The sequence below is a fragment of the Allorhizobium sp. DMC15 genome, assembly GCF_056314065.1.
The window spans coordinates 746,503-765,435 of sequence record NZ_JBQUZB010000002.1 but is presented as its reverse complement, the minus strand read 5'-3'; the positions used below and the strand labels follow the sequence as shown (position 1 = coordinate 765,435).

The 18,933-nt window shown below is 61.7% G+C and carries 21 protein-coding genes; 10 read left to right on the top strand and 11 right to left on the bottom strand.

Annotation, left to right across the window (positions count from 1 at the left end; all coding sequences use genetic code 11):
• Positions 1 to 12: 12 nt before the first annotated feature.
• Entirely contained in the window at positions 13 to 261 is a 249-nt protein-coding gene (locus ACT53S_RS12280; RefSeq protein ID WP_476067180.1) for a hypothetical protein, read from the top strand.
• An 11-nt stretch (positions 262 to 272) separates the two neighbouring features.
• Here ACT53S_RS12280 and trhO read toward each other — a convergent pair whose 3' ends face one another.
• The 5 genes from trhO to ACT53S_RS12255 form a co-directional block, all read right to left on the bottom strand.
• Positions 273 to 1,217, bottom strand: a complete 945-nt coding sequence (gene trhO / locus ACT53S_RS12275) for an oxygen-dependent tRNA uridine(34) hydroxylase TrhO (RefSeq protein ID WP_476067179.1) — start codon at positions 1,215 to 1,217, stop codon at positions 273 to 275.
• A 105-nt stretch (positions 1,218 to 1,322) separates the two neighbouring features.
• Positions 1,323 to 1,688, bottom strand: a complete 366-nt coding sequence (locus ACT53S_RS12270) for a VOC family protein (RefSeq protein ID WP_476067178.1) — start codon at positions 1,686 to 1,688, stop codon at positions 1,323 to 1,325.
• 63 nt (positions 1,689 to 1,751) lie between these two features.
• Positions 1,752 to 2,450 (bottom strand): helix-turn-helix transcriptional regulator, encoded by a 699-nt coding sequence (locus ACT53S_RS12265; RefSeq protein WP_476067177.1) that lies wholly within the window; start codon positions 2,448 to 2,450, stop codon positions 1,752 to 1,754.
• Between the two features lie 34 nt (positions 2,451 to 2,484).
• A complete protein-coding gene (locus ACT53S_RS12260) occupies positions 2,485 to 3,414 on the bottom strand; it encodes a CHAD domain-containing protein (protein WP_476067176.1) in 930 nt (309 codons plus the stop codon).
• Positions 3,398 to 3,886, bottom strand: a complete 489-nt coding sequence (locus ACT53S_RS12255; RefSeq protein ID WP_113376434.1) for a CYTH domain-containing protein — start codon at positions 3,884 to 3,886, stop codon at positions 3,398 to 3,400. Before ACT53S_RS12255 ends, ACT53S_RS12260 begins: the two co-directional genes overlap by 17 nt.
• Before the next feature lie 154 nt (positions 3,887 to 4,040).
• Between ACT53S_RS12255 and ACT53S_RS12250 the strand changes: the two genes are divergently transcribed.
• The 4 genes from ACT53S_RS12250 (at position 4,041) to ACT53S_RS12235 (ending at position 6,689) form a co-directional block, all read left to right on the top strand.
• Entirely contained in the window at positions 4,041 to 4,679 is a 639-nt protein-coding gene (locus ACT53S_RS12250; protein ID WP_113376433.1) for a 2-dehydro-3-deoxy-phosphogluconate aldolase, read from the top strand.
• An 86-nt stretch (positions 4,680 to 4,765) separates the two neighbouring features.
• Positions 4,766 to 5,464: a tellurite resistance TerB family protein gene (locus ACT53S_RS12245; RefSeq protein WP_476067175.1), complete on the top strand. Its 699-nt coding sequence runs from the start codon at positions 4,766 to 4,768 to the stop codon at positions 5,462 to 5,464.
• Between the two features lie 99 nt (positions 5,465 to 5,563).
• A complete protein-coding gene (locus ACT53S_RS12240) occupies positions 5,564 to 6,268 on the top strand; it encodes a GNAT family N-acetyltransferase (protein WP_476067174.1) in 705 nt (234 codons plus the stop codon).
• Positions 6,269 to 6,287: 19 nt separating this feature from the next.
• Positions 6,288 to 6,689, top strand: coding sequence for a hypothetical protein (locus ACT53S_RS12235; RefSeq protein WP_476067173.1), 402 nt, complete (start codon positions 6,288 to 6,290; stop codon positions 6,687 to 6,689).
• Positions 6,690 to 6,702: 13 nt separating this feature from the next.
• Here the strand turns inward: ACT53S_RS12235 and ACT53S_RS12230 are convergent, their stop codons facing one another.
• From ACT53S_RS12230 to ACT53S_RS12220, 3 genes are all read right to left on the bottom strand, one after another.
• Complete coding sequence (locus tag ACT53S_RS12230) at positions 6,703 to 7,836, bottom strand: nickel/cobalt transporter (RefSeq protein ID WP_476067172.1); 1,134 nt, start codon at positions 7,834 to 7,836, stop codon at positions 6,703 to 6,705.
• Complete coding sequence (locus ACT53S_RS12225) at positions 7,830 to 8,474, bottom strand: DUF1007 family protein (RefSeq protein ID WP_476067171.1); 645 nt, start codon at positions 8,472 to 8,474, stop codon at positions 7,830 to 7,832. Before ACT53S_RS12225 ends, ACT53S_RS12230 begins: the two co-directional genes overlap by 7 nt.
• An 87-nt stretch (positions 8,475 to 8,561) precedes the next feature.
• On the bottom strand, positions 8,562 to 9,458 hold the full coding sequence (locus ACT53S_RS12220; RefSeq protein WP_476067170.1) for a LysR family transcriptional regulator: 897 nt from the start codon (positions 9,456 to 9,458) through the stop codon (positions 8,562 to 8,564).
• 574 nt (positions 9,459 to 10,032) lie between these two features.
• On the opposite strand from ACT53S_RS12220, the gene odc2 reads away from it, so the two are divergent.
• The 5 genes from odc2 to ACT53S_RS12195 all read left to right on the top strand — a co-directional run bounded on the left by odc2 (position 10,033) and on the right by ACT53S_RS12195 (position 14,527).
• The gene (odc2, locus tag ACT53S_RS12215) at positions 10,033 to 11,166 is read left to right on the top strand and encodes an ornithine/lysine decarboxylase (protein WP_142071800.1); all 1,134 of its coding nucleotides are present in this window, start codon (positions 10,033 to 10,035) and stop codon (positions 11,164 to 11,166) included.
• A 69-nt stretch (positions 11,167 to 11,235) separates the two neighbouring features.
• Positions 11,236 to 11,832: a GNAT family N-acetyltransferase gene (locus ACT53S_RS12210; RefSeq protein WP_476067169.1), complete on the top strand. Its 597-nt coding sequence runs from the start codon at positions 11,236 to 11,238 to the stop codon at positions 11,830 to 11,832.
• 166 nt (positions 11,833 to 11,998) lie between these two features.
• On the top strand, positions 11,999 to 12,634 hold the full coding sequence (locus tag ACT53S_RS12205; RefSeq protein WP_113376425.1) for an outer membrane protein: 636 nt from the start codon (positions 11,999 to 12,001) through the stop codon (positions 12,632 to 12,634).
• A gap of 271 nt (positions 12,635 to 12,905) precedes the next feature.
• Positions 12,906 to 13,604 carry an OmpW/AlkL family protein gene (locus ACT53S_RS12200; RefSeq protein WP_476067168.1) on the top strand — a complete coding sequence of 233 codons (699 nt, stop codon included), beginning with the start codon at positions 12,906 to 12,908 and terminating at the stop codon, positions 13,602 to 13,604.
• A gap of 296 nt (positions 13,605 to 13,900) precedes the next feature.
• Positions 13,901 to 14,527, top strand: a complete 627-nt coding sequence (locus ACT53S_RS12195; RefSeq protein ID WP_142071793.1) for an outer membrane protein — start codon at positions 13,901 to 13,903, stop codon at positions 14,525 to 14,527.
• Between the two features lie 74 nt (positions 14,528 to 14,601).
• Here ACT53S_RS12195 and ACT53S_RS12190 read toward each other — a convergent pair whose 3' ends face one another.
• The 3 genes from ACT53S_RS12190 to ACT53S_RS12180 form a co-directional block, all read right to left on the bottom strand.
• Positions 14,602 to 16,449, bottom strand: a complete 1,848-nt coding sequence (locus ACT53S_RS12190; RefSeq protein ID WP_476067167.1) for a methyl-accepting chemotaxis protein — start codon at positions 16,447 to 16,449, stop codon at positions 14,602 to 14,604.
• 302 nt (positions 16,450 to 16,751) lie between these two features.
• The gene (locus tag ACT53S_RS12185; RefSeq protein WP_476067166.1) at positions 16,752 to 17,738 is read right to left on the bottom strand and encodes a WD40 repeat domain-containing protein; all 987 of its coding nucleotides are present in this window, start codon (positions 17,736 to 17,738) and stop codon (positions 16,752 to 16,754) included.
• Between the two features lie 58 nt (positions 17,739 to 17,796).
• Positions 17,797 to 18,903, bottom strand: a complete 1,107-nt coding sequence (locus ACT53S_RS12180) for a CobW family GTP-binding protein (protein ID WP_476067165.1) — start codon at positions 18,901 to 18,903, stop codon at positions 17,797 to 17,799.
• Positions 18,904 to 18,933 lie beyond the last annotated feature (30 nt).

Sequence of the window (18,933 nt, the reverse complement as noted above, 5' to 3'; positions counted from 1 at the left end):
GGGAGTATTGCCATGTTCACCACCGATACCTGGCTGCGCATCGTTTGCAGCATGATGATCAACGCCGTTGTCTTTGGCGCTGGTGCCATTCTGGTTCTGTCCGTCCCTGCTCTGGCCGCGCAAGCGAAATATCTGCTGCCGCTGGTGGTCGTCACGAGCTTTGTCGTCGCACCGTTCCTCGCATCCGCGGTGGCGCCGCGCATGCGCCTACGGAACTGGGGTGTTCCTGGCTGGAAAAAGGGCGACGCTCTTTCGGGATGAGCCGGTGGCCTTCAACTGCCGATGTGCTTTTCGCCCCGCTTCTTCGCCAGCGCTATCTGTAGCTGGCGCTGGCGATAACGGTCGCGATCCGCTTCCGTCCGACTTTCATAGCAATGGCTGCAGGAGACACCTTCCTCATAATGGGGATGGGTCAGTTCCTCGGCTGTAATCGGATTGCGGCAGGCGTGGCAGAGCTTGTGGTTGCCTTCCTTCAGGCCATGCGTGACAGAGACGCGCTCGTCGAAAACGAAGCAGGCGCCATCCCAGAGGCTCTGCTCTTCCGGCACTTCCTCGAGATATTTCAGAATGCCACCCTTGAGGTGGTACACCTCTTCGAAGCCCTGTTGCTTCATGAAGGCCGTTGCCTTTTCGCAGCGAATGCCGCCGGTGCAGTACATGGCAATCTTCGGCTTGTTGTGCAGGCCGGGATTGTTCTTCACCCAGTCGGGAAATTCGCGGAAGGTCTTCGTGTTCGGATCGACCGCGCCGCGGAAGATGCCGATCGCCGTTTCGTAATCGTTGCGAGTGTCGATGACGATGGTTTCCGGGTCTGAGATCAGCTCGTTCCAGTCTTTCGGGTCGACATAGGTGCCGACGATCTCATTGGGGTCGATATCCTCGACGCCCATGGTGACGATCTCTTTCTTCAGCCGCACCTTCATGCGCAGGAAAGGCATCTTGGAGGCGCGGCTTTCCTTGTGCTCGAGGTGGACGAATTCCGGCTGGCTTCGGATGTAGGCCAGCACCTTGGCGATGGCCGCATCGGTCCCGGCGATCGTGCCGTTGATACCCTCGTGGGCGAGGAGCAGCGTGCCCTTCACGCCTTCGGCCTTGCAGAGGCTCTCCAGCGGCTCCTGGAAGCTTTCGAAGCGCGCGAACTTGGCGAAGTGATAGAGGGCGGCGACGCAAAAGGCGCCGTCTTCTTCGTGGCGTGGGGCTTGATCGATCTGTGTCATGGACTGCGAAATACCGCCTCGGCCCTTGGCGTGCAACGGATTTCGGCGCGGCATACGAAGTTTGAATTCTGTCAATTTTCGCGTACCAAGCTATCCGCGCTTGGATCAGGCCGGCGGGTTGAAGACGCGGATGCGGTGACCATCAGGATCGGAAACAGTGAAGGTCCGTCCGAAATCAGCGTCGACTGGGGACTGCAGAACCGGGATACCGAGGGCTGCCCAGCGTGCATGCGTGGCGTCCACATCGGAAGCGTCCGCCGCGCGGATGGCGAGTTCGCAGCCGCCGCCGGTGAACTCAGCCTTCGGTTCCACACCGGCGCGGCTCCAGAGGCCGAGCACGAGGCCTGTCGGGAGGCGGAAGAGCGAAAAGGTGTCGGCGCGTTCGGTCGGAGGAAGGCCGAAGAGTTTTTCATAGAAATCGGCGCTCGCTGCGGCGTTTTCGACATAGAGGATGGTCATTGCGGGTGTCATCGTCATCTCCTGTTGATTGGATGACGCAAGCTTAACTCGCCCCGCTGCCAAAAAATGTCAGCATCATTTTTCGACGCTGTCGGGAATGGCGTGCTGCTGGCGCCATGCCTTGAGGAGGGCTGCCCGTCTCCGGGGGTAGCGGGTTTCACCCGCGGCAGCGCTCTCGATGCGGTCTGTGCGGAAATGGCGAAAGTTCTCGCGCAGGGTGCACCAGGCGACAAGCACGCGGACGCCGTCGAAGAAGGTGAGGGCGCAGGGCCAGACGGTGCGGCTGGAGAGGTCGCCACGCTGATCGCGATAGGTGATGGCAAGCGGCTTCTCATTGCGGAGGGCCAGGCGGAGGATCTCGAGGTCAACCCGATCCTGCACCAGCGGGGTGCCCGGGCCGACGAGCAAGGGAACGTCTGCCATGTCGCGGCGCAGATCGTCCGGCAGAACGGAATCGATCTTGGCAAGCGCGTTGCGGGCTGCCGAGGCGATCGCTGCGTCCGTGCGCTTCTCGACGAAACGGAAGCCCAGCATCAGGGCTTCAATCTCCTCGCGGGAGAACATCAGGGGCGGCAGCATATAGCCCGGCCGCAGGACATAACCAACACCGGCCTCGCCCTCGATGTCGGCGCCTTCGGCCTGAAGCGTTGCGATGTCGCGATAGAGCGTGCGCAACGAAACTCCGGTTTCGGCGGCAAGCGTCGCTCCGCTGACCGGCATGCGGTGGCGACGCAGGACTTGCAGCAGCGAAAGGAGGCGTTGCGAACGGCTCATGATCGGAGATCGCCGGAGGAGCGGGACATGAGCGTCAGTCGCTTCCGGATTTTCCGCCGAGGGCGGCTGCATGCCACAGAGTTTCGATCACGCTCGCCTCCAATCGCGGTGGGTCGGAGAAGATGTTGTCGGCGAGGGTCAAGGCGTCGCGGCGCAGATCCTGTTGCCGACGGATAATGATGGCGAGCAGGAAAGCCTGTCCTTCGCCGTTTCCGAAGAGTTCAGGTTCGCTATCGAAGAGTTCGGTCAGGATGGTCAGGTCATGCTCATGCCCGAGCAGATCGACCAGCCGTTTGGCCTCCCGGCGCTTGGCGGAAAAGGCGCTCGGCCAGAGGTCGCGCAGCAGGGAGAGGTTCATCCAATAGGCTTGGGATGTCTTGCGTAGATCGTGGAATGCCTCGCCGTGGCCCTCGCCTTTGCAGGTCTGGAGCGCATCCCGGCCCCGTTTGAGGGTCTTTCGCCAGCCTTTGGCCAAAAGACGTGCCGCCGGGCCGGTCTTGACGGGAAGCTCCAGCGCATCGAGGGCGTCGATTACGCTACGGCACTCCTCGACGACCCTTGCGACCTTGTCTTCGAGGTCTGTTTCGCTTGCGGCAATGTCGTCGCGGCGCAGTTCCAGCACCGTACGGGTGGCCTCAAGCGTCTCTCTCTCCTCCTCGCTCAAGGCAAAATCGATGAGGTGAGCCACGGTCTCCATGAGGGCTGTGGCATCGCGGATGCGAGACAGGCTGCGCGCGATGTCGCGCAGGTGCTGATTTTCACGGCTCTGGAAAGCTTTGTCGGCGTCCGCCACAAGACGCAGCAGGGCGCGGACTCGCTTGAATTTCTTACGCGCCTCGTGGATTGCTTCGTGCAGGCCGTGAGGCCGGTCGCTCAGAACGGCGATGGCGATGCCCAGTTGGTGGCGCGCGACAGACCGGACCTCGGCGGGCAGTTCCCTGGCCGGCCTAATGCGATATGGCATGCACGAGCTCCGGCCGCAGTCTCTGGGTGGCCAGGGCCTGATTGGAATAGCGCTTGTCGCCGGTGACCTCACGCCCAAGCCAGGAGGGCAGCAAAGGATCGTCCTGCTCAGAGGCCATTTCGACCTCGGCAATGACCAATCCGCGATAGGCACCCTCGAAGACGTCGATTTCCCAGGTGAAACCTTCAAAATCGACGGTGTAGCGGGTCTTTTCGATCACGTTGCCTGTGGCGAACTCGATCATCTCAAGAGCGTCTTGATAGGGGACCGGATACTCGAACTCATCGCGCGTCAGATGGCTCGTGCCAAATTTCATCGTCAGTTGCGCCGTCTCGTCGTTGCGTGTGCGGATGCGCACGGAGCGATCGGCTTCGGCGGCGATATAGGCTTGCCTGATCCTGGTTCTGGAAGTGACGCCGGTTTTCCAACCGTCGTTGCGGACGAGAAACTTGCGTTCGATTTCCTTCGCCATACGCACTCGCTCCGAAAAATTACGCATTGCAACCATAGACGAGGCCAGGCTGTTAGGAAACTGGAAAGATTCCGTGCTACGGGTCAGTCTCGACAAGTGCTCCCGCGCGCGGTAGTGAAATGCCGATCTAATCGTTTTAAAAGAGGCCTCCGCCATGGGCGAAAAAACCGCGAAGCTGCTCTCCACCCTGAAGCTCCAGCCGGTCGTTCCGGTGCTGATTATTGAGGACGCCAAGGCGGCCGTACCGCTGGCGCGCGCCTTGGTGGCCGGCGGTTTGAAGGCGATCGAGATCACGCTGCGCACCGCCGCCGCACTCGAAGCCGTCCGTCTCGTCGCCGAGGAAGTGGAAGGCGCCGTTGTCGGCGCAGGCACGATCCTCAATGCGAGCCATTATGCCGCAGCCGTCGATGCCGGTTCGCAGTTCATTGTCAGCCCTGGTACGACGCAGGAACTGCTGGACGTGGCGCGTCAGTCTGACATTCCTCTGCTGCCGGGTGCCGCGACGGCTTCCGAAGTCATGGCGCTGCGCGAAGAGGGTTACGAGGTCCTCAAGTTCTTCCCGGCCGAACAAGCCGGTGGCGCTGCCTATCTCAAGGCGCTTTCCTCGCCGCTCGCCGGCACACTGTTCTGCCCGACCGGCGGCATCTCGCTGAAGAATGCCATGGATTACCTGTCGCTGCCGAACGTCGTCTGCGTCGGCGGATCCTGGGTCGCGCCCAAGGAACTGGTCACCGCAGGGGACTGGGCCGGCATCACCAAGCTCGCGAGCGAGGCGGCCGCCCTGAAGGGCTGAGGTACTCGCCGGAACCTTCGGTCTCCGATTGTATTCAGCGTCCCGGTTCCTATCTAGGGAACGAGACGCTGAACAAGGAGACCGTAATGTTCGACGCCAAAAAACTTTTGGACCAATTCCTCGGATCACAGATGCCGGGTACTTCCGGCTCGATCGGCCAAAAGGGCACCGATCTGGTGGAGATGGCCAAGGCCAATCCGTGGAAGACCGGTGCCCTCGCTGCCGTGCTGCTCGGAACCAAGACCGGCCGTTCGCTGGGTGGCGGCGCACTGAAGCTTGGCGGTCTCGCCGTGATCGCCGGCCTCGGCTATCAGGCCTACAAGAATTATCAGTCCGGCCAGGCGCCCGAGCCGACGCAGGCCCTGCCTGAACTTTTGCCTCCGCCGAAAGAGTCTGCCTTCAGCACCGAACCGGCCGCCGTCAGCAACGATTTTGCAATCGGCCTGCTCCGGGCAATGATTGCCGCCGCCAAGGCCGACGGGCATATCGATGCGGAGGAGCGCAGCCGCATCATGGACAAGATCCACCTGTCGGGTCTCGGCGCAGAGGCGGAAGCGTTCATCGAAAGCGAACTCGCCAAGCCGACCGACATCGATGCGCTGGTCGCGTCTGCTGTGAGCGAAGAGCAGAAGGTCGAGCTCTACACGGCTTCGCGGCTCGCTATCGAGCCGGATACGCGGACCGAACGCGGCTATCTCGACATGCTTGCCGGCCGGCTTGGTCTTGCCGATGCCTTGGTCGATCATATCGAGGCGACAGTCTCCTCTGCCAAGGTCAGCCTGTAATCCCTGTGGCATCGGGGCAGGGCAGCGCCTTGCTCCGACGGTTGCCTTTGGTCGGCCGGTGGCCTAAGCCTCAGGCAATCAGTTTGCCGGAGGCCCGCCATGCGCGATCTGTCGACCTTCAAGGGATGTGCCGCTCCCCAGCCTGTTCGGCTGGAGGGGCGTTTCGTCGTCATCGAACCCTATGACCGCGCAACGCATCTGGAAGCGTTGTGGGATGGGCTCGGCGGGATGGAGATCAATCCGCTGCTCACCTATTTCACCCAGCCCGATTTCGGCGGTCTTGCCGATTTCGACGCCTGGCTGAGTGCTGTCCAGAAGGGCGGCTGGGTGACCGAAGTGTTTCGCGACAAGGCAACGGGCAAGGTGGTCGGCATGGCCAATTACATGCGGCCGGACCCGGCGAATGGCGTGGTCGAGATCGGTGGCGTGGCGCATGGGCCCGCCATGAGCCGCACGCCGCTTGCGACCGAGGCGCATTACCTCCTGGCGAAGCACGTGTTCGAAGATCTCGGCTATCGGCGCTACGAGTGGAAGTGCCATAATGAAAACGCGCCGAGCAAGGCGTCGGCGATCCGCTACGGGTTCCAGTTCGAAGGCGTCTTCCGCCAGCACATGCTATCCAAGGGCAAGAACCGCGACACTGCCTGGTTCTCGATCATCGATAGCGAATGGCCGCTGGTCGGTGCGGCTTTCGAAGCCTGGCTGGCGCCAGAAAATTTCGACGCCGAAGGTCGGCAGAAGCATCGCCTGGAAGACCTGCGTGCCCAGCGCGCGGCAACCAATCCGTCCCTCGGACAGGCCTAAGACAATAGAAAGACGCCCCTTGGAAAAGAACATCTTCAGCATCATCCTGAACGTCGGCACGGTGCTGGTCGTCGCAGCGCTCGCCTATGGCAGCTATCTCAACACGACGGTCGCCTATTCCGTCGGGATCTGCGTGCTCATCGGTTTCGTCGTCTATGCCTTCCGTTTCCTCCCGGCACCGAAGCGCCGGCCGCCTGCCGAAGGCAGCACGCCTTCTGGCGCTCCGAAGTCTCCGGCCGTCTCTGCGGCCATCGTCGTTGCGGTGGTCGTCGGGTTGATGCTGCTCCTGCCGACCATCGTGTTGGGGATCGGCGCTTATTCGCCGGAACTCGGGGCCTTCGTCGGTGCTATCGGCCTGATGGCGATGTTCCTCATCCTTTGGCTTCGCTCACGCTATCAGCGCAGCCAAGAGAACGACTAAGCCGGGCGGCGGCTCAGCCCTGCACACTTGCGGCGAGGAGCAGGGCGCCCAGCAGGATGACGAGAACGGCGGCGCCGACCTCGATGCCGCTGGCCACCATGCCCGCCCGTCGGGAACCCGGGCCGGACAGCCTCAGTGCCAGGCCCTTGGCGCCGACAGCAAGGCTTGCCAAAACTGAGACCGTGATGGCCGTGCCGAGCGCCATGGCAAATACGGACAGGACGCCCCCGAGCACCAGCCCGTTGAGCAGTGCGAAGGTCATGACCAAAAGCGCGCCCGAGCAGGGGCGCAGGCCCACGGCAATCACCGCAGACCAGGCATCACGCAGACCGAAAACGCTCATGCGCAGCAGCGCCGGGTCCGGCGCGTGGGTGATGCCGCATTCATGGCAGACGGATCCCGGGGCCAGCGCGTCGTGATCGTGGGAGACGGCGTCTGCGCGGAAGCGCGATTGTGCGACGGAGCCGTCTTTTGGCGACGTGATCTGTGTGTCCGCAGTGGCGAAGAGCGATGCCGTGACGCCCGGCCCGGGGATGGTGGCTGCGGGTCCGTCGAACAGTGATGATGCCGTCTCCGGACGGCGCAGGGCAGGGGCAAAGGAGACCCGCAACTTGCGGATCAGGAGCCAGACGCCGAAGGCGACGATCATGGCGTAACTCGCCGTCTCCAGTGCCTGGGTCGCGACGGTCATGGTGATCGCGGTGCCACGCAGCACGAAATAGGCCGAACCGACAACGGCAATCGCGACAACTGCCTGCAGCAGGGCCGAGACGAAGGCGACGAGCACGCCGCGTTTCAGTTCGATCTCATTGGCCAGCATGTAGGACGAGATAACTGCCTTGCCGTGGCCGGGGCCGGCGGCGTGAAAGACACCATAGGCGAACGAAAGGCCGACAAGGGTCGCCAGTGCCCAAGGGTCTTCGCGCATGGCCTTCAGAGCGGTGGTCAGCGATCGGTAGAAAGCCTGCTGGTGTGTGTTGATCCAGACGAGGAGATGGGCGAAGGGGCCGCCTGCCGGCTGGTAGGACGGCTCGGCCGCGCCCACTCCGAGGGGAGAGGCGGCATGGGCGATGCCCGAAGCAAGAAGCAGAGCGCCGAGCATCAGCACGATGGGTACAGCTTTGTGCTCCCGGATGCGCCTCAGCATGTCAGCTCCAGCCGGGTCGCAAAGAGCTTGCCCATGTCCGTGCCGGCGGGGTCGTTGAAAAAGGCTTCCGTCAGGTTCGACTGGTTCTGGGCGATGACCTGGTCGGGATCCGGCCGCACGACCTGATGCTTGCAGGCGGCGAAGGCCTTGCCCTCAACGACGATGTCACTGTCCTTGGCGAAGTCGATGGCCGTATAAAGGGTCGGATCGTAGACGCCGAAATTCATCCGGCCACCGATCTTCAATGGCGTCTTCGGCTTGGCAATGAAGAAGACGAGGAGCTGGTTGTCCTTGTAGTCGACATTGAAGACATCCGGCTTTGCCACCTCGGACGAGGCGCCGTCCTTGGATATGAAGGTGAAATAGCTGTAGTCGCCGAGCGATTCCCGGATCGTGTGGGCGATCTCCTGCAATTCTCCGTGGTCGAGCTTCAGGTCGCTGTTCTTGTCGAAGTCCATGAGAACGCTGGATGAGAAGACGTCATCAAAGCGCCAGACATTGCGCAGTTCCTTGACGGTGCCATCGTCGGCCGCCACGATCTCGAGCCTTGCCTCGGCGAAGATGTGAGGGTGCGACCAGGCGGGCGTGGCGAGCAACAGTCCGAGCGCTGTTACTGCGTATCCAAGGCATCCGCGCATGTAAGTCGACCTTCCCGCGTTCCGTTCCGGGTGCCCTCCGTGCCCGACGATTGGGACGAAAATGGGACCCGTTGTTCCACCCGGCGGTCAGGAATAGCGCTTGAACCATGCGTGGAGATAGTCGACGAAGGCGCGCACCTTGGCCGGCAGATAGCGACGATGCGGATAGACGGCATAGATGCCGCGATCCTTCGGGATGAAATCGTCGAACAGGGAGACGAGTTCACCCGACGCGATATAGGGGCGGGCGATGAAGTCGGGGATCATGGCGATGCCAAGGCCCGCGCGGGCGGCACGCAGTGTCGCCTGCGGGCTGTTCACCTCGATCGGGCCGCTGACACTGACGGAGATTGTCGCGCCGTCTTCGGGTTCGACGAAGCGAACGCTGTTGTGCGAGCGGGAATTGGTGTCGATCAGGAAGGGCAGGCGGGAGAGTTCGCTCGGATGCGCAAGCGGTCCATGGGCCGCGACGAAATCCGGCGTCGCGCAGGCATAGATGCGGAAATCGGAGAGCTTGCGGGCGATCATGCCTGAGTCGTCCAGCTTGGTGATTCGGATCCCGAGGTCAAAACCCTCTTCGATCAGGTCGACGAAGCGGTCTTCGGCCACGATTTCGAGCGCCAGTTCCGGATTTTCGCTGGCGAAATCGATCAGCGATTGGCCGATTTCCGCGTCGATGAAGGTGCGCGGCAGGGTAACCTTGAGCTTGCCTTTGAGGTCCGCATTGTTCTCACGCACGAGATCGGCCAGGTTGTCGATCTCCTTCAGGATGTCGGCGGCCGTGCGATAATAGGTGTGGCCCGCCTCGGTCATGGAGAACTGCCGGGTGGTGCGGTTGAGCAGCAGCGCGCCCAATTCGTCTTCCAATTCACGGACATACTTGGAAAGCAGCGCCTTTGATCGGCCCGTCTTGCGGGCTGCTGCGGAGAAGCCTTCGGCTTCCACCACGTCGATGAAGGCGCGAATTCGGGTGAGTGTGTCCATGAGGCTGTCGGTCTCCCTGTCTTTCATGATTGTGAACACTAGGGCCTGTTCGTTCAACAGATATCGCGAAAGCCCCCCAAAAACTTGGCGCTCAGGTCAAAAAAACGCTTGATTATGACGGCCGCCTTTCTTATCTCCGTGCTTGCCCAAAGTCGCACGTGCCTGTGGGTGTCCGCCGACCCTCGAACTGGGATTTATCCCTAAGGTGAGGTCATCGGTAAGGTACCTGGAACTAACCCCTCCAGTCGCTATTCCGGCCAACCGGGAAATGCGAGGACATCTTGAAGCAACGACGGTGCGGGCCTTTCTGGTTCTCTGCCGGCTTTCCATCAGCCGGGGTACTGAAGAGGCACACCATCATTGCCGGAAGTGCGGTAGGGTCTCCCTCCAATCCATGGCAGACAAAGCGGATTTATGCGCTCAGGCAAGAGTGCGTTCATCCATCGTTTCGCGCGTCGAGCGTTCGTACGGTACCGGTGTCTCCACCGACTGGTTTCGAGCGATGTCTCGCCGTCCTTTGTCCATCCGAAGCTTGGCCGCTTCGGGTATCGCTGGAATATGGAAGGTTACATCGATGACCACTGCTCGCATCCTCGACTTCATCAACACCCGACGTCCCGAAGGTCCCTGCCTCGTGGTCGACCTCGACGTCGTGCGCGACAATTTCGGTGCCTTCCGTCATGCCCTGCCGGACAGCGCCATCTACTACGCAGTCAAGGCGAACCCGGCGCCGGAGATCCTCCAGCTCCTGGCCTCGCTCGGCTCGAACTTCGACTGCGCTTCCGTTGCCGAAATCCAGATGGCACTCGATGCCGGCGCGGATGCCTCGCGCATCTCGTTCGGCAACACCATCAAGAAGGAACGCGACATCGCCCGCGCTCATGCGCTCGGCGTAAACCTCTATGCCGTCGACAGCCATGAGGAAGTCGAGAAGATCGCGCGTGCCGCTCCCGGCGCCCGCGTATTCTGCCGCGTCCTGACGGATGGTGAAGGTGCAGAATGGCCGCTGTCGCGCAAGTTCGGTTGCGTGCCGCAGATGGCCGTCGACGTGCTTGTCTATGCACACCAGCTTGGCCTGGATTCCTTCGGCGTGTCGTTCCATGTCGGTTCGCAGATGACCAAGGTCGATGCCTGGGATTCGGCACTCGCCGATGCCAAGCGCGTGTTCTCGTCGCTCGCCAAGCAGGGCATTCACCTGCAGATGGTCAACATGGGTGGCGGTTTCCCGACCAAGTATCTGCGCGACATCCCGTCGGCGGAAGCCTATGGTCGTGCAATCACCGGTGCGCTGAAGAAGCACTTCGGCAACAACATCCCGCAGACCATCATCGAGCCGGGCCGCGGCATGGTCGGCAATGCCGGCGTGATCAAGGCGGAAGTCGTCCTGATCTCGAAGAAGTCGGACAATGACGAGCACCGCTGGGTGTTCCTCGACATCGGCAAGTTCGGCGGTCTCGCCGAAACCATGGACGAAGCGATCCGTTACCCGATCCGTACCGTCCGTGACGCCGATGCCATGGAGCCCTGCGTCATCGCCGGCCCGACCTGCGATTCGGCCGACGTGCTCTACGAGAAGAACATGTATCCGCTGCCGATCTCGCTTTCGATCGGTGACGAGGTTCTGATCGAGGGCACCGGCGCCTACACCACCACCTATTCGGCGGTGGCGTTCAACGGCTTCGACCCGCTGAAGTCCTACGTCATCTGACGTTTCCCGTGCCGGCCAACCGGCACGGACCTTCACAATCATCGTCATCGCTTGGGATAGGAGGCCAGAATGGCCGCTGTTCTGACCAGCATGCGCGCGCTTTTCGCGCCGGCGCCTGCATTCGTCATCGATACCGAAACTCCGGCCGACGTCGTCGCCCGCGAGGCGCTGCTCGACCGTGCCATGGGCGCGGATCGTCGCAAGAAGTCGTCGGAGAAGATCCGCCGCAACCGGGTCCCGGCGGAGGGACTGGCTTTTGTTGCCCGCGACCGCGATGGCCACGTTATTGGAACCGTGCGCCTGTGGAACGTCGAAGCCGGCGTCAGCCGTGAGGGTAAAGCGATCGACGCTCTGCTGCTCGGACCGCTCGCTGTCGACCAGGCGCATGAGGGCAAGGGCATCGGTGCTGCGCTGATGCGTGCTGCCCTGATGGAAGCGAAGAAGTGTGGTCACGGTGCCGTGCTGCTGGTCGGCGACGCACCCTATTACGAGCGTTTCGGTTTCTTTGCCGCGAAGACGCAGCATCTCGTCATGCCGGGCCCTTTCGCGCGCGACCGCTTCCTGGCGCTGGAACTCGTGCCCGGCTGGCTTGAAGGAGCCGCCGGCATGGTTGTCGCATCCGGCCGCAAGCTGTCGCAGCCGACGACATTTCGCCGCGCCGCCTGATCTGGGCGCAGCTTTCCACTCCTGCTGTTTGCCAAGGCCGGAAATCGGGGTCGCCCACCTGCGACCCCGAGAGATACCTGCAGAGATTGGACTGTCGGTGCTCTCGTCCCTTTTCTAATGTCGCCGCAACCGGATGTGCGGGATGTGATGATGAGGGAGATTGGGAATGTGGAAAGTCATGCCGAGTGGGGTTGCGCTGGCGCTTCTCGTCAGCGGGACGGTGCAGGCGGCCGATGCGGTTCAGGTATCACCGGCGTCGCCACCCGAAGCAATCGAAGCCTCGTCGTTTTCCTGGGCTGGGGGTTATGTCGGGTTGCAGGGCGGGTACGGCTGGGGCGAGGGCGATGCGGCGGCCGGCGGCGTCACGGGTACCATCGACTTCGACGGTGGCCGCTTCGGGGGCTTCGCCGGCTATAATGTCGACCTCGGCTCTTCGATGATCGTCGGTGTCGAAGCTGACCTTGGCTACGACTGGAACGAGCGCGAGGACGGGACCGAAACGTTCGGGACCAACATCCAGGGTGCTGTTCGTGGTCGTATCGGCTACGCTGCGGAGCGCGCGCTTGTTTATGCCGCCGGCGGATGGGCGGCCACGCAGTTCAGCTATGATGACACGGGGGTCTCGATCGACGAGACGATGAATGGCTGGACCGTTGGGGCGGGTGTGGATTACGCGATCAACGATCGCCTCTTCGCCCGCGCCGAATATCGCTACACCGATTACGGCAGCGTCGATATCGGCCCCGTCAATATCGATTTTACCCAGCATGTCGTACAGGCCGGGATTGGCCTGAAGTTCTGAAGGATCCACCGCCGCGAGTCGGGCCCGGTCTCCGTCGATGACGGGCCGGGCGTGATTTTGTCGGGATGCTGCGTCGCGTCTTGCCGCCCTGTGCCGAGCGTCCGTTTTCCCAATCGTCAAGCCTGGCCGTGGCTTCCATGCCACAGTTGCCCCGTACAGACAGTTCTCTGTTCGGGATTGCTAACCTATTGATCTAGCTCAATCCGAACATGGTGGTGCAGCCTTTACCTGCGGGTGGCTTTGCCAAAACCGATGTTTAAGGAGAGAGACCATGACTGCCGCCCGCCCCCTGCGCGAACGCGCCCTTGCCACCACCGCACTTCTGATGCTCGTCGCTCCGGCGGCGATGGCTGCGGATCTCGCGCCCGCGCAGGAACCGGTCCCGCAGGCGACGATGGACGCTATCGAGGCGCAGAGCCCCTGGCAGGTTCGTGTCCGCGGTCTCGGTGTCATCACGAATGATTCCGGTTCAGTCGACCAGATCCCTGGTTCGGGGCTGTCCTACAGCGACAGCGTCATCCCCGAGCTCGATATCAGCTACTATCTGACGGATAACATCGCTGCCGAACTCATTCTCGGCACGACCTATGCCAATATCTACGGCGACGACACGATCGCGGGCCTCGGCAAGATTGGCAAAACCTGGGTTCTGCCCCCGACGCTCACCTTGCAATATCACTTCACCGATTTCGGAGCCTTCAAGCCTTATGTCGGCGCCGGTGTGAACTACACCATGTTCTACAACCAGTCCGGTGCTGCCGCGAGCGACCTCAATGTCAAGGACAGCTTCGGTGCCGCCCTGCAGGTCGGTGCAGACTACATGGTCAACGATCATTGGGGTGTGAACTTCGACGTCAAGAAGCTCTTCCTGCGTCCGGAATATGAGACGACGATTGGCGGTACGACCTATACCGGCAAGGCGAAGCTCGATCCGTGGCTCATCGGCGCCGGTGTCACCTACCGCTTCTGAAAACTACGAATTCCTGCGGAATGAAGAGGGTGATCGCCGCGGCGGTCGCCCTTTTTTCATTCGGCGGGCGTGGCGCTTCTGCCACGGGTTCACGCCGTTGTGTGACGCTTGGACATTTTTCGGTCCAGTTTGGGAACCATCTAGCACCTGGGGACTTTTGCGGCTGGGTCCGGCGAGTCCATCGCACGGGCGGGAACTCACGCACCGTACAGGTTTGTATTGTTGTGTTGTATAATTAATACACAAACAATCCTGGGATGGTGATATAAGCGACCTCGTAAACAGGAGTGACTCATATGTTCAAAACCTTCCTTCTCGGATCTGCCGCCGCTGTGGCAATTTCGACTTCGGCCTTTGCTGCGGACGCAATCTACGAAGCTCCCGCAGAGCCGCCGGTTGCCGTCGAAACCGCGCCGCAGTTCTCGTGGGCTGGTGGCTATGCCGGTATCCTGACCGGGTACGGCTGGGGTGACGGCGAAGTTGCCGGCGTCGACGAAAGCTTCGACGGTGCTCGCTTCGGTGGCTTCGTCGGCTACAACTGGGATCTCGGCAACCAGCTGGTCGTCGGTCTTGAAGGCGACCTCAACTACGACTGGAACGAAGAGACCGTCCTCGGCGCCGACGTCAAGAGCGGCATGAACTGGTCGGCTCGCGGCCGTATCGGTTACGCCATGGACCGCGCGCTGCTCTACGCAGCCGGTGGTTACACGGGCACGAACATCGAAGCTGACGGCGCTGGTGGTAGCGACGACGACACGCTGCACGGCTGGACCATCGGTGGTGGCGTCGATTACGCCGTGACCGACCGCGTCTTCACCCGCCTCGAATACCGCTACAACGACTTCGGTAGCGGCACGCTGGGCGGTGCGGATGTCGACTTCAACCAGCACGTCGTGAACGTCGGCCTCGCCGTGAAGTTCTGATCGGTCTGATCCAATGAAACGCCCGGCTATCCTTTCGGACAGCCGGGCGTTTTGCATTTCCGACGTCTGAGAGTTCAGGCGGCCGATGCTGCGTGGTTGGCAAGCGCCGATGATGTCATGCCCTCGCGGGAGACGCTGCGGCGGTTGAGCTGGAACCGGTTGACCAGCGAGGTAAGCTCCACCGCTCCTTCCGCAAGTGTGTGGCTGATCGCCGTCGTCTCTTCGACCATGGCCGCATTCTGCTGTGTCATCTGGTCGAGGCTATTGATCGCGGTGCTGATCTCCTGCAGCCCGACGGCCTGCTCGCGTGCCGCGATGGCGATTGCGTCAACATTGGTGTCGATGCGGCTCACATAGTCGCCGATCTGCGTCAGGGCTGTGCCCGTCTCGCCCACAAGCTGCACGCCTGAGGATACCTCGACACTCGATTTCTGGATCAATCCCTTGATGTCGCGCGCGGCATTGGCCGAACGCTGTGCCAGTTCCCGAACCTCCTGTGCCACCACGGCAAAACCCTTGCCGGCATCGCCGGCCCGCGCCGCCTCAACGCCTGCGTTGAGCGCGAGCAAGTTGGTCTGGAAGGCGATCTCGTCGATGACGCCGATGATCTGACCGATTTCGGAGGATGCCGACTCGATGCGTTGCATGGCCGAGACGGCGGAGCTGACCACAGCGCCGGAGGCTTCGGCACAGTTCTTCGCCTCGCGGACGAGTTCACGGGTGTCGTGGGTGCGTTCCGCCGAAGAGCGGACGGTCGCCGTCACCTGCTCCAGCGCTGCCGAGGTCTGCTCAAGGGCTGCGGCCTGCTGCTCGGTGCGGGTTGCGAGATTGCTCGATGCATCGCGCATCTCCTGGCTGTTTTCGAGCAGCCGGCGCGTTTCCTCCAGTACCTTTTCAAGGGTGGCCTGGAAGGTGGCGATTGAGTGGTTGAAGTCCTGACGCAGCGGCTCAAACCGGGCGTCGAAGGCTTCATCCAACGTGATGCGGATGTTGCATTCTGCAAGACGATGCAGGCCGGCACCGAGGGCTTCGATGACAAATCTCAGGGCTTCGGCTTCGATCATGCGATCCTGGTCTCGCGCCGCGCGCTGGCGGTCGACCTCCGAGCGTGCAGCCTCCGTCTCCGACTGCAGGCGCTGATTTTCGAGACCCGCCTGGCGGAAGACCTCGACCGCCGTCGCGATATGACCGATTTCGTCCTTCCTTCCGGCATGCGGGACGACTGTCTGTAGGTCGCCTTCCGCCATGCGCGTCATGTATTCGGTGATCTCGCCCAGAGGCTTCAAGGCGCGTCTGTGGATGAAGAAGACGGTACCCAGTGCCGTACCGATCAGCAGGATGCCGAGGACCAGTTGCAGGCGCTCACGGCTTGCGCTTTCCTCCGCTGCAAACTTTTCGCGGTCGACCAGATACTCTGTCGCCATTGCCACCAGTTCATTGACGGAGACTTCGTGGTCGTGAAACTCCGTCTTCAATCGGGTCAGAGCCGACTTGGTAGCGCTCTCATCGTTGGCCTGCAGCGCGGGCAGATAGTCGTCGCGCAGCGTGCTCCAGTAGACGTCACCTTTGGTCAGCACCTTGTCGTAGAGCTGGGCCTGCAGATCATTGGGTAGCGTCGACGTCTTCCAGTAGTCCCGACGCTCCTGATAAGCCTTCTGGAGGGCGTCGAAACGGGGAATGTTGACGCCGGCCGTATCAGGATGAAGGACGGTCTCATTGGCCAGCGCATAGGATTCGATGAGGTAGAGGGGTGGTGGAAGGATATCGGCGATCAGATCCTTGCCATCGACGATCTCTTTATAGATCGGACCATTGACCTTGAGTGTCTGCAGGGTTTTGGCTCCGATCCCTGCGACGGCCACGATACCGGCAGCGAGGGCGAGGCCCGCTGCCGTGACGACGATTTTCAGATTGAGGTTCATGGACGGCCCGCTGACGAGAACGGCGTGGCTATCGCGGCGCGCACGCGTCTGCGCGCCAGGGCGGGGCCTGCCGTCGTCTGTTTGTTTGAAACAAAAATTCTAAGGACTAATTCCTCTTCCCGCGAACACGGCTTTGTGTCTCTTGTCCGCCCCCTCAAATAAGAGGTTAAATTACTACCGCACGGTTAAGGTAAGTGTTCGATGAACGCGAATATGCGAATTTTAGCCTATTTTGCTATCGCAGGCTAAAAATCTCAATGAATGCACGCAATTAAGGGCGGTGGCTTGGCAGCTTTGTTCAATCAGCCGGCGATGTCGATGACGCCGCAGTCGCCTGCTTCCGAGCCGAAAGCCAGCAGCTTGCCACTCGAACTCCAGGCCATTGCCGTGATCGCGCCTTTGCCGGGACGACGCAGCAGCGCCTCCTTGCCGTCGGCGATCCGGACAGCCAGGATCATGCCATCGATGAAGCCGATGGCGAGCACTTCTTCCGCAGGATGGAAGGAGACGTTGGTCACCATGATGTTGGCACGTGTCCCAAGCTCGAGAGGCGCCTTACCCATCGGGCCGTCCTTGCCGGAGAATGGCCAGACGATAGCGGCCGGGGCGCCGGATGAGGCGAGCCACTTTCCCTTGGGCGACCACGACAGAGATTTCACCTTGGCAGGATAGCCGGTCATGCGCATGTGGCGGGTGTCCGAACCCTTTCCGTCGAGCTTCCAGCCGTGCAGGGCGCTTTCCTGCATCATCGTGACGACGAAGCGGCCGTCCGGCGAGAAGGTGACGCCGGTATGCGCGCCCTTCCATTCGAGGTCGACGGGCGCACCCGCTGTACCCACCCAATGCAGTGTGACGCCATTGTAGCGGGCGACGGCGACGCGCAACCCCTTGGGTGCAAAGTCGATGGCCTCGACCGTGCGCTCTTCGGTGAACTCCTTGGTCGTGCCGTCTGCGAGACGGACAAGGGTGGACTTGCCCACGGCATAGGCGATCGCCCCTTGCGGTCCGGCAGCCACCACCGAAATCCACTTGCGTGGTACATGGGCGAGTTCGGTCACGGTTCCATCATGGGCTACCCGCAACACACGGCCATCTTCGCCGCCAGTCAGCAGCGTCTGGTTCGCGGGGTCCTTGACACAGGTCAGCAGCCCGGCGTTGGCCTCCGTTACCTTCTCGCCGCCATCCAGCCGGTGAATGGCGCCGCTCGCTGCGGCGAAGACCGGTATGTCTCCGAGAAAATGGGTCGAGACAACGTGACCTTCGATATCGAGCGGCGCGACGGTGGGCATAAGAACAGGCTTTCTTTCAGGCAGAGGTCAGGCGGGGAGGGCGCTGCAACGCCCTCGATCAGGCGTTGGCTTGGCAGGCCTTGAAGCTCGCTTCCAGCTTTTCCCGGTCGAGCTCGCGGCCGATGAAGACCAGGCGGCTCTCGCGCTTCTCGCCATCCTTCCACGGACGCTGATGGTCGCCCTCGACGATCATGTGCACGCCCTGAACGACATAACGCTCCTCATCCCCCTTGAAGGCGATAATGCCCTTCAGACGCAGAATGTTCGGCCCCTGTGTCTGGGTCACCTTCTGAATCCAGGGGAAGAAGCGGTCCGGATTCATTTCACCGCCGCGCAGCGACACCGAGGTCACCGTCACATCATGGATCGGTGACGGACCGTGGTCGTGATGGTGGTGATCATGGCCATGATGGTGGTGATGGTCGTGATCATGGTGATGATGATCGTGGTGATGGTGGTGGCCGTGATCATGGTCGCAATCGGGGCCGCAGACGTGATCCGGATCATCGTGGTCCAGGAAGTGCGGATCGTTTTCCAGTGCGCGCTCAAGGTTGAACGCGCCTTGGTCGAGCACCTTGGCGAGATCGACGCCGGAGCGGGTGGTCGAGTAGATGCGGGCGGACGGATTGATCGCCCGGACGATGTGTTCGATCTGATGCAGTTCGTCGTGGCTGACGAGGTCGGCCTTGTTGATGACCACGACGTCGGCAAAGGCGATCTGGTCTTCGGCCTCGCGGCTGTCCTTGAGGCGCAGCGGCAGGTGTTTGGCATCAACAAGCGCCACCACGGCGTCGAGCTCGGTCTTGGCGCGGACATCGTCGTCCATGAAGAAGGTCTGGGCGACGGGAACCGGATCGGCAAGGCCCGTCGTTTCGACGATGATGCCATCGAAGCGGCCGGGGCGGCGCATCAGGCCTTCGACGACGCGGATCAGGTCGCCACGGACGGTGCAGCAGACGCAGCCATTGTTCATCTCGTAGATTTCCTCGTCCGACTCGACGATCAGGTCGTTGTCGATGCCGATCTCGCCGAACTCATTGACGATCACCGCGTATTTCTTGCCGTGGTTTTCCGACAGGATACGGTTGAGGAGTGTTGTCTTGCCTGCCCCGAGATAGCCGGTGAGAACGGTGACGGGTGTCGGTTTTACGGATGCTTCGGTCATGAAAGCCTCTGATGTCAGGGGGCGCCGGTG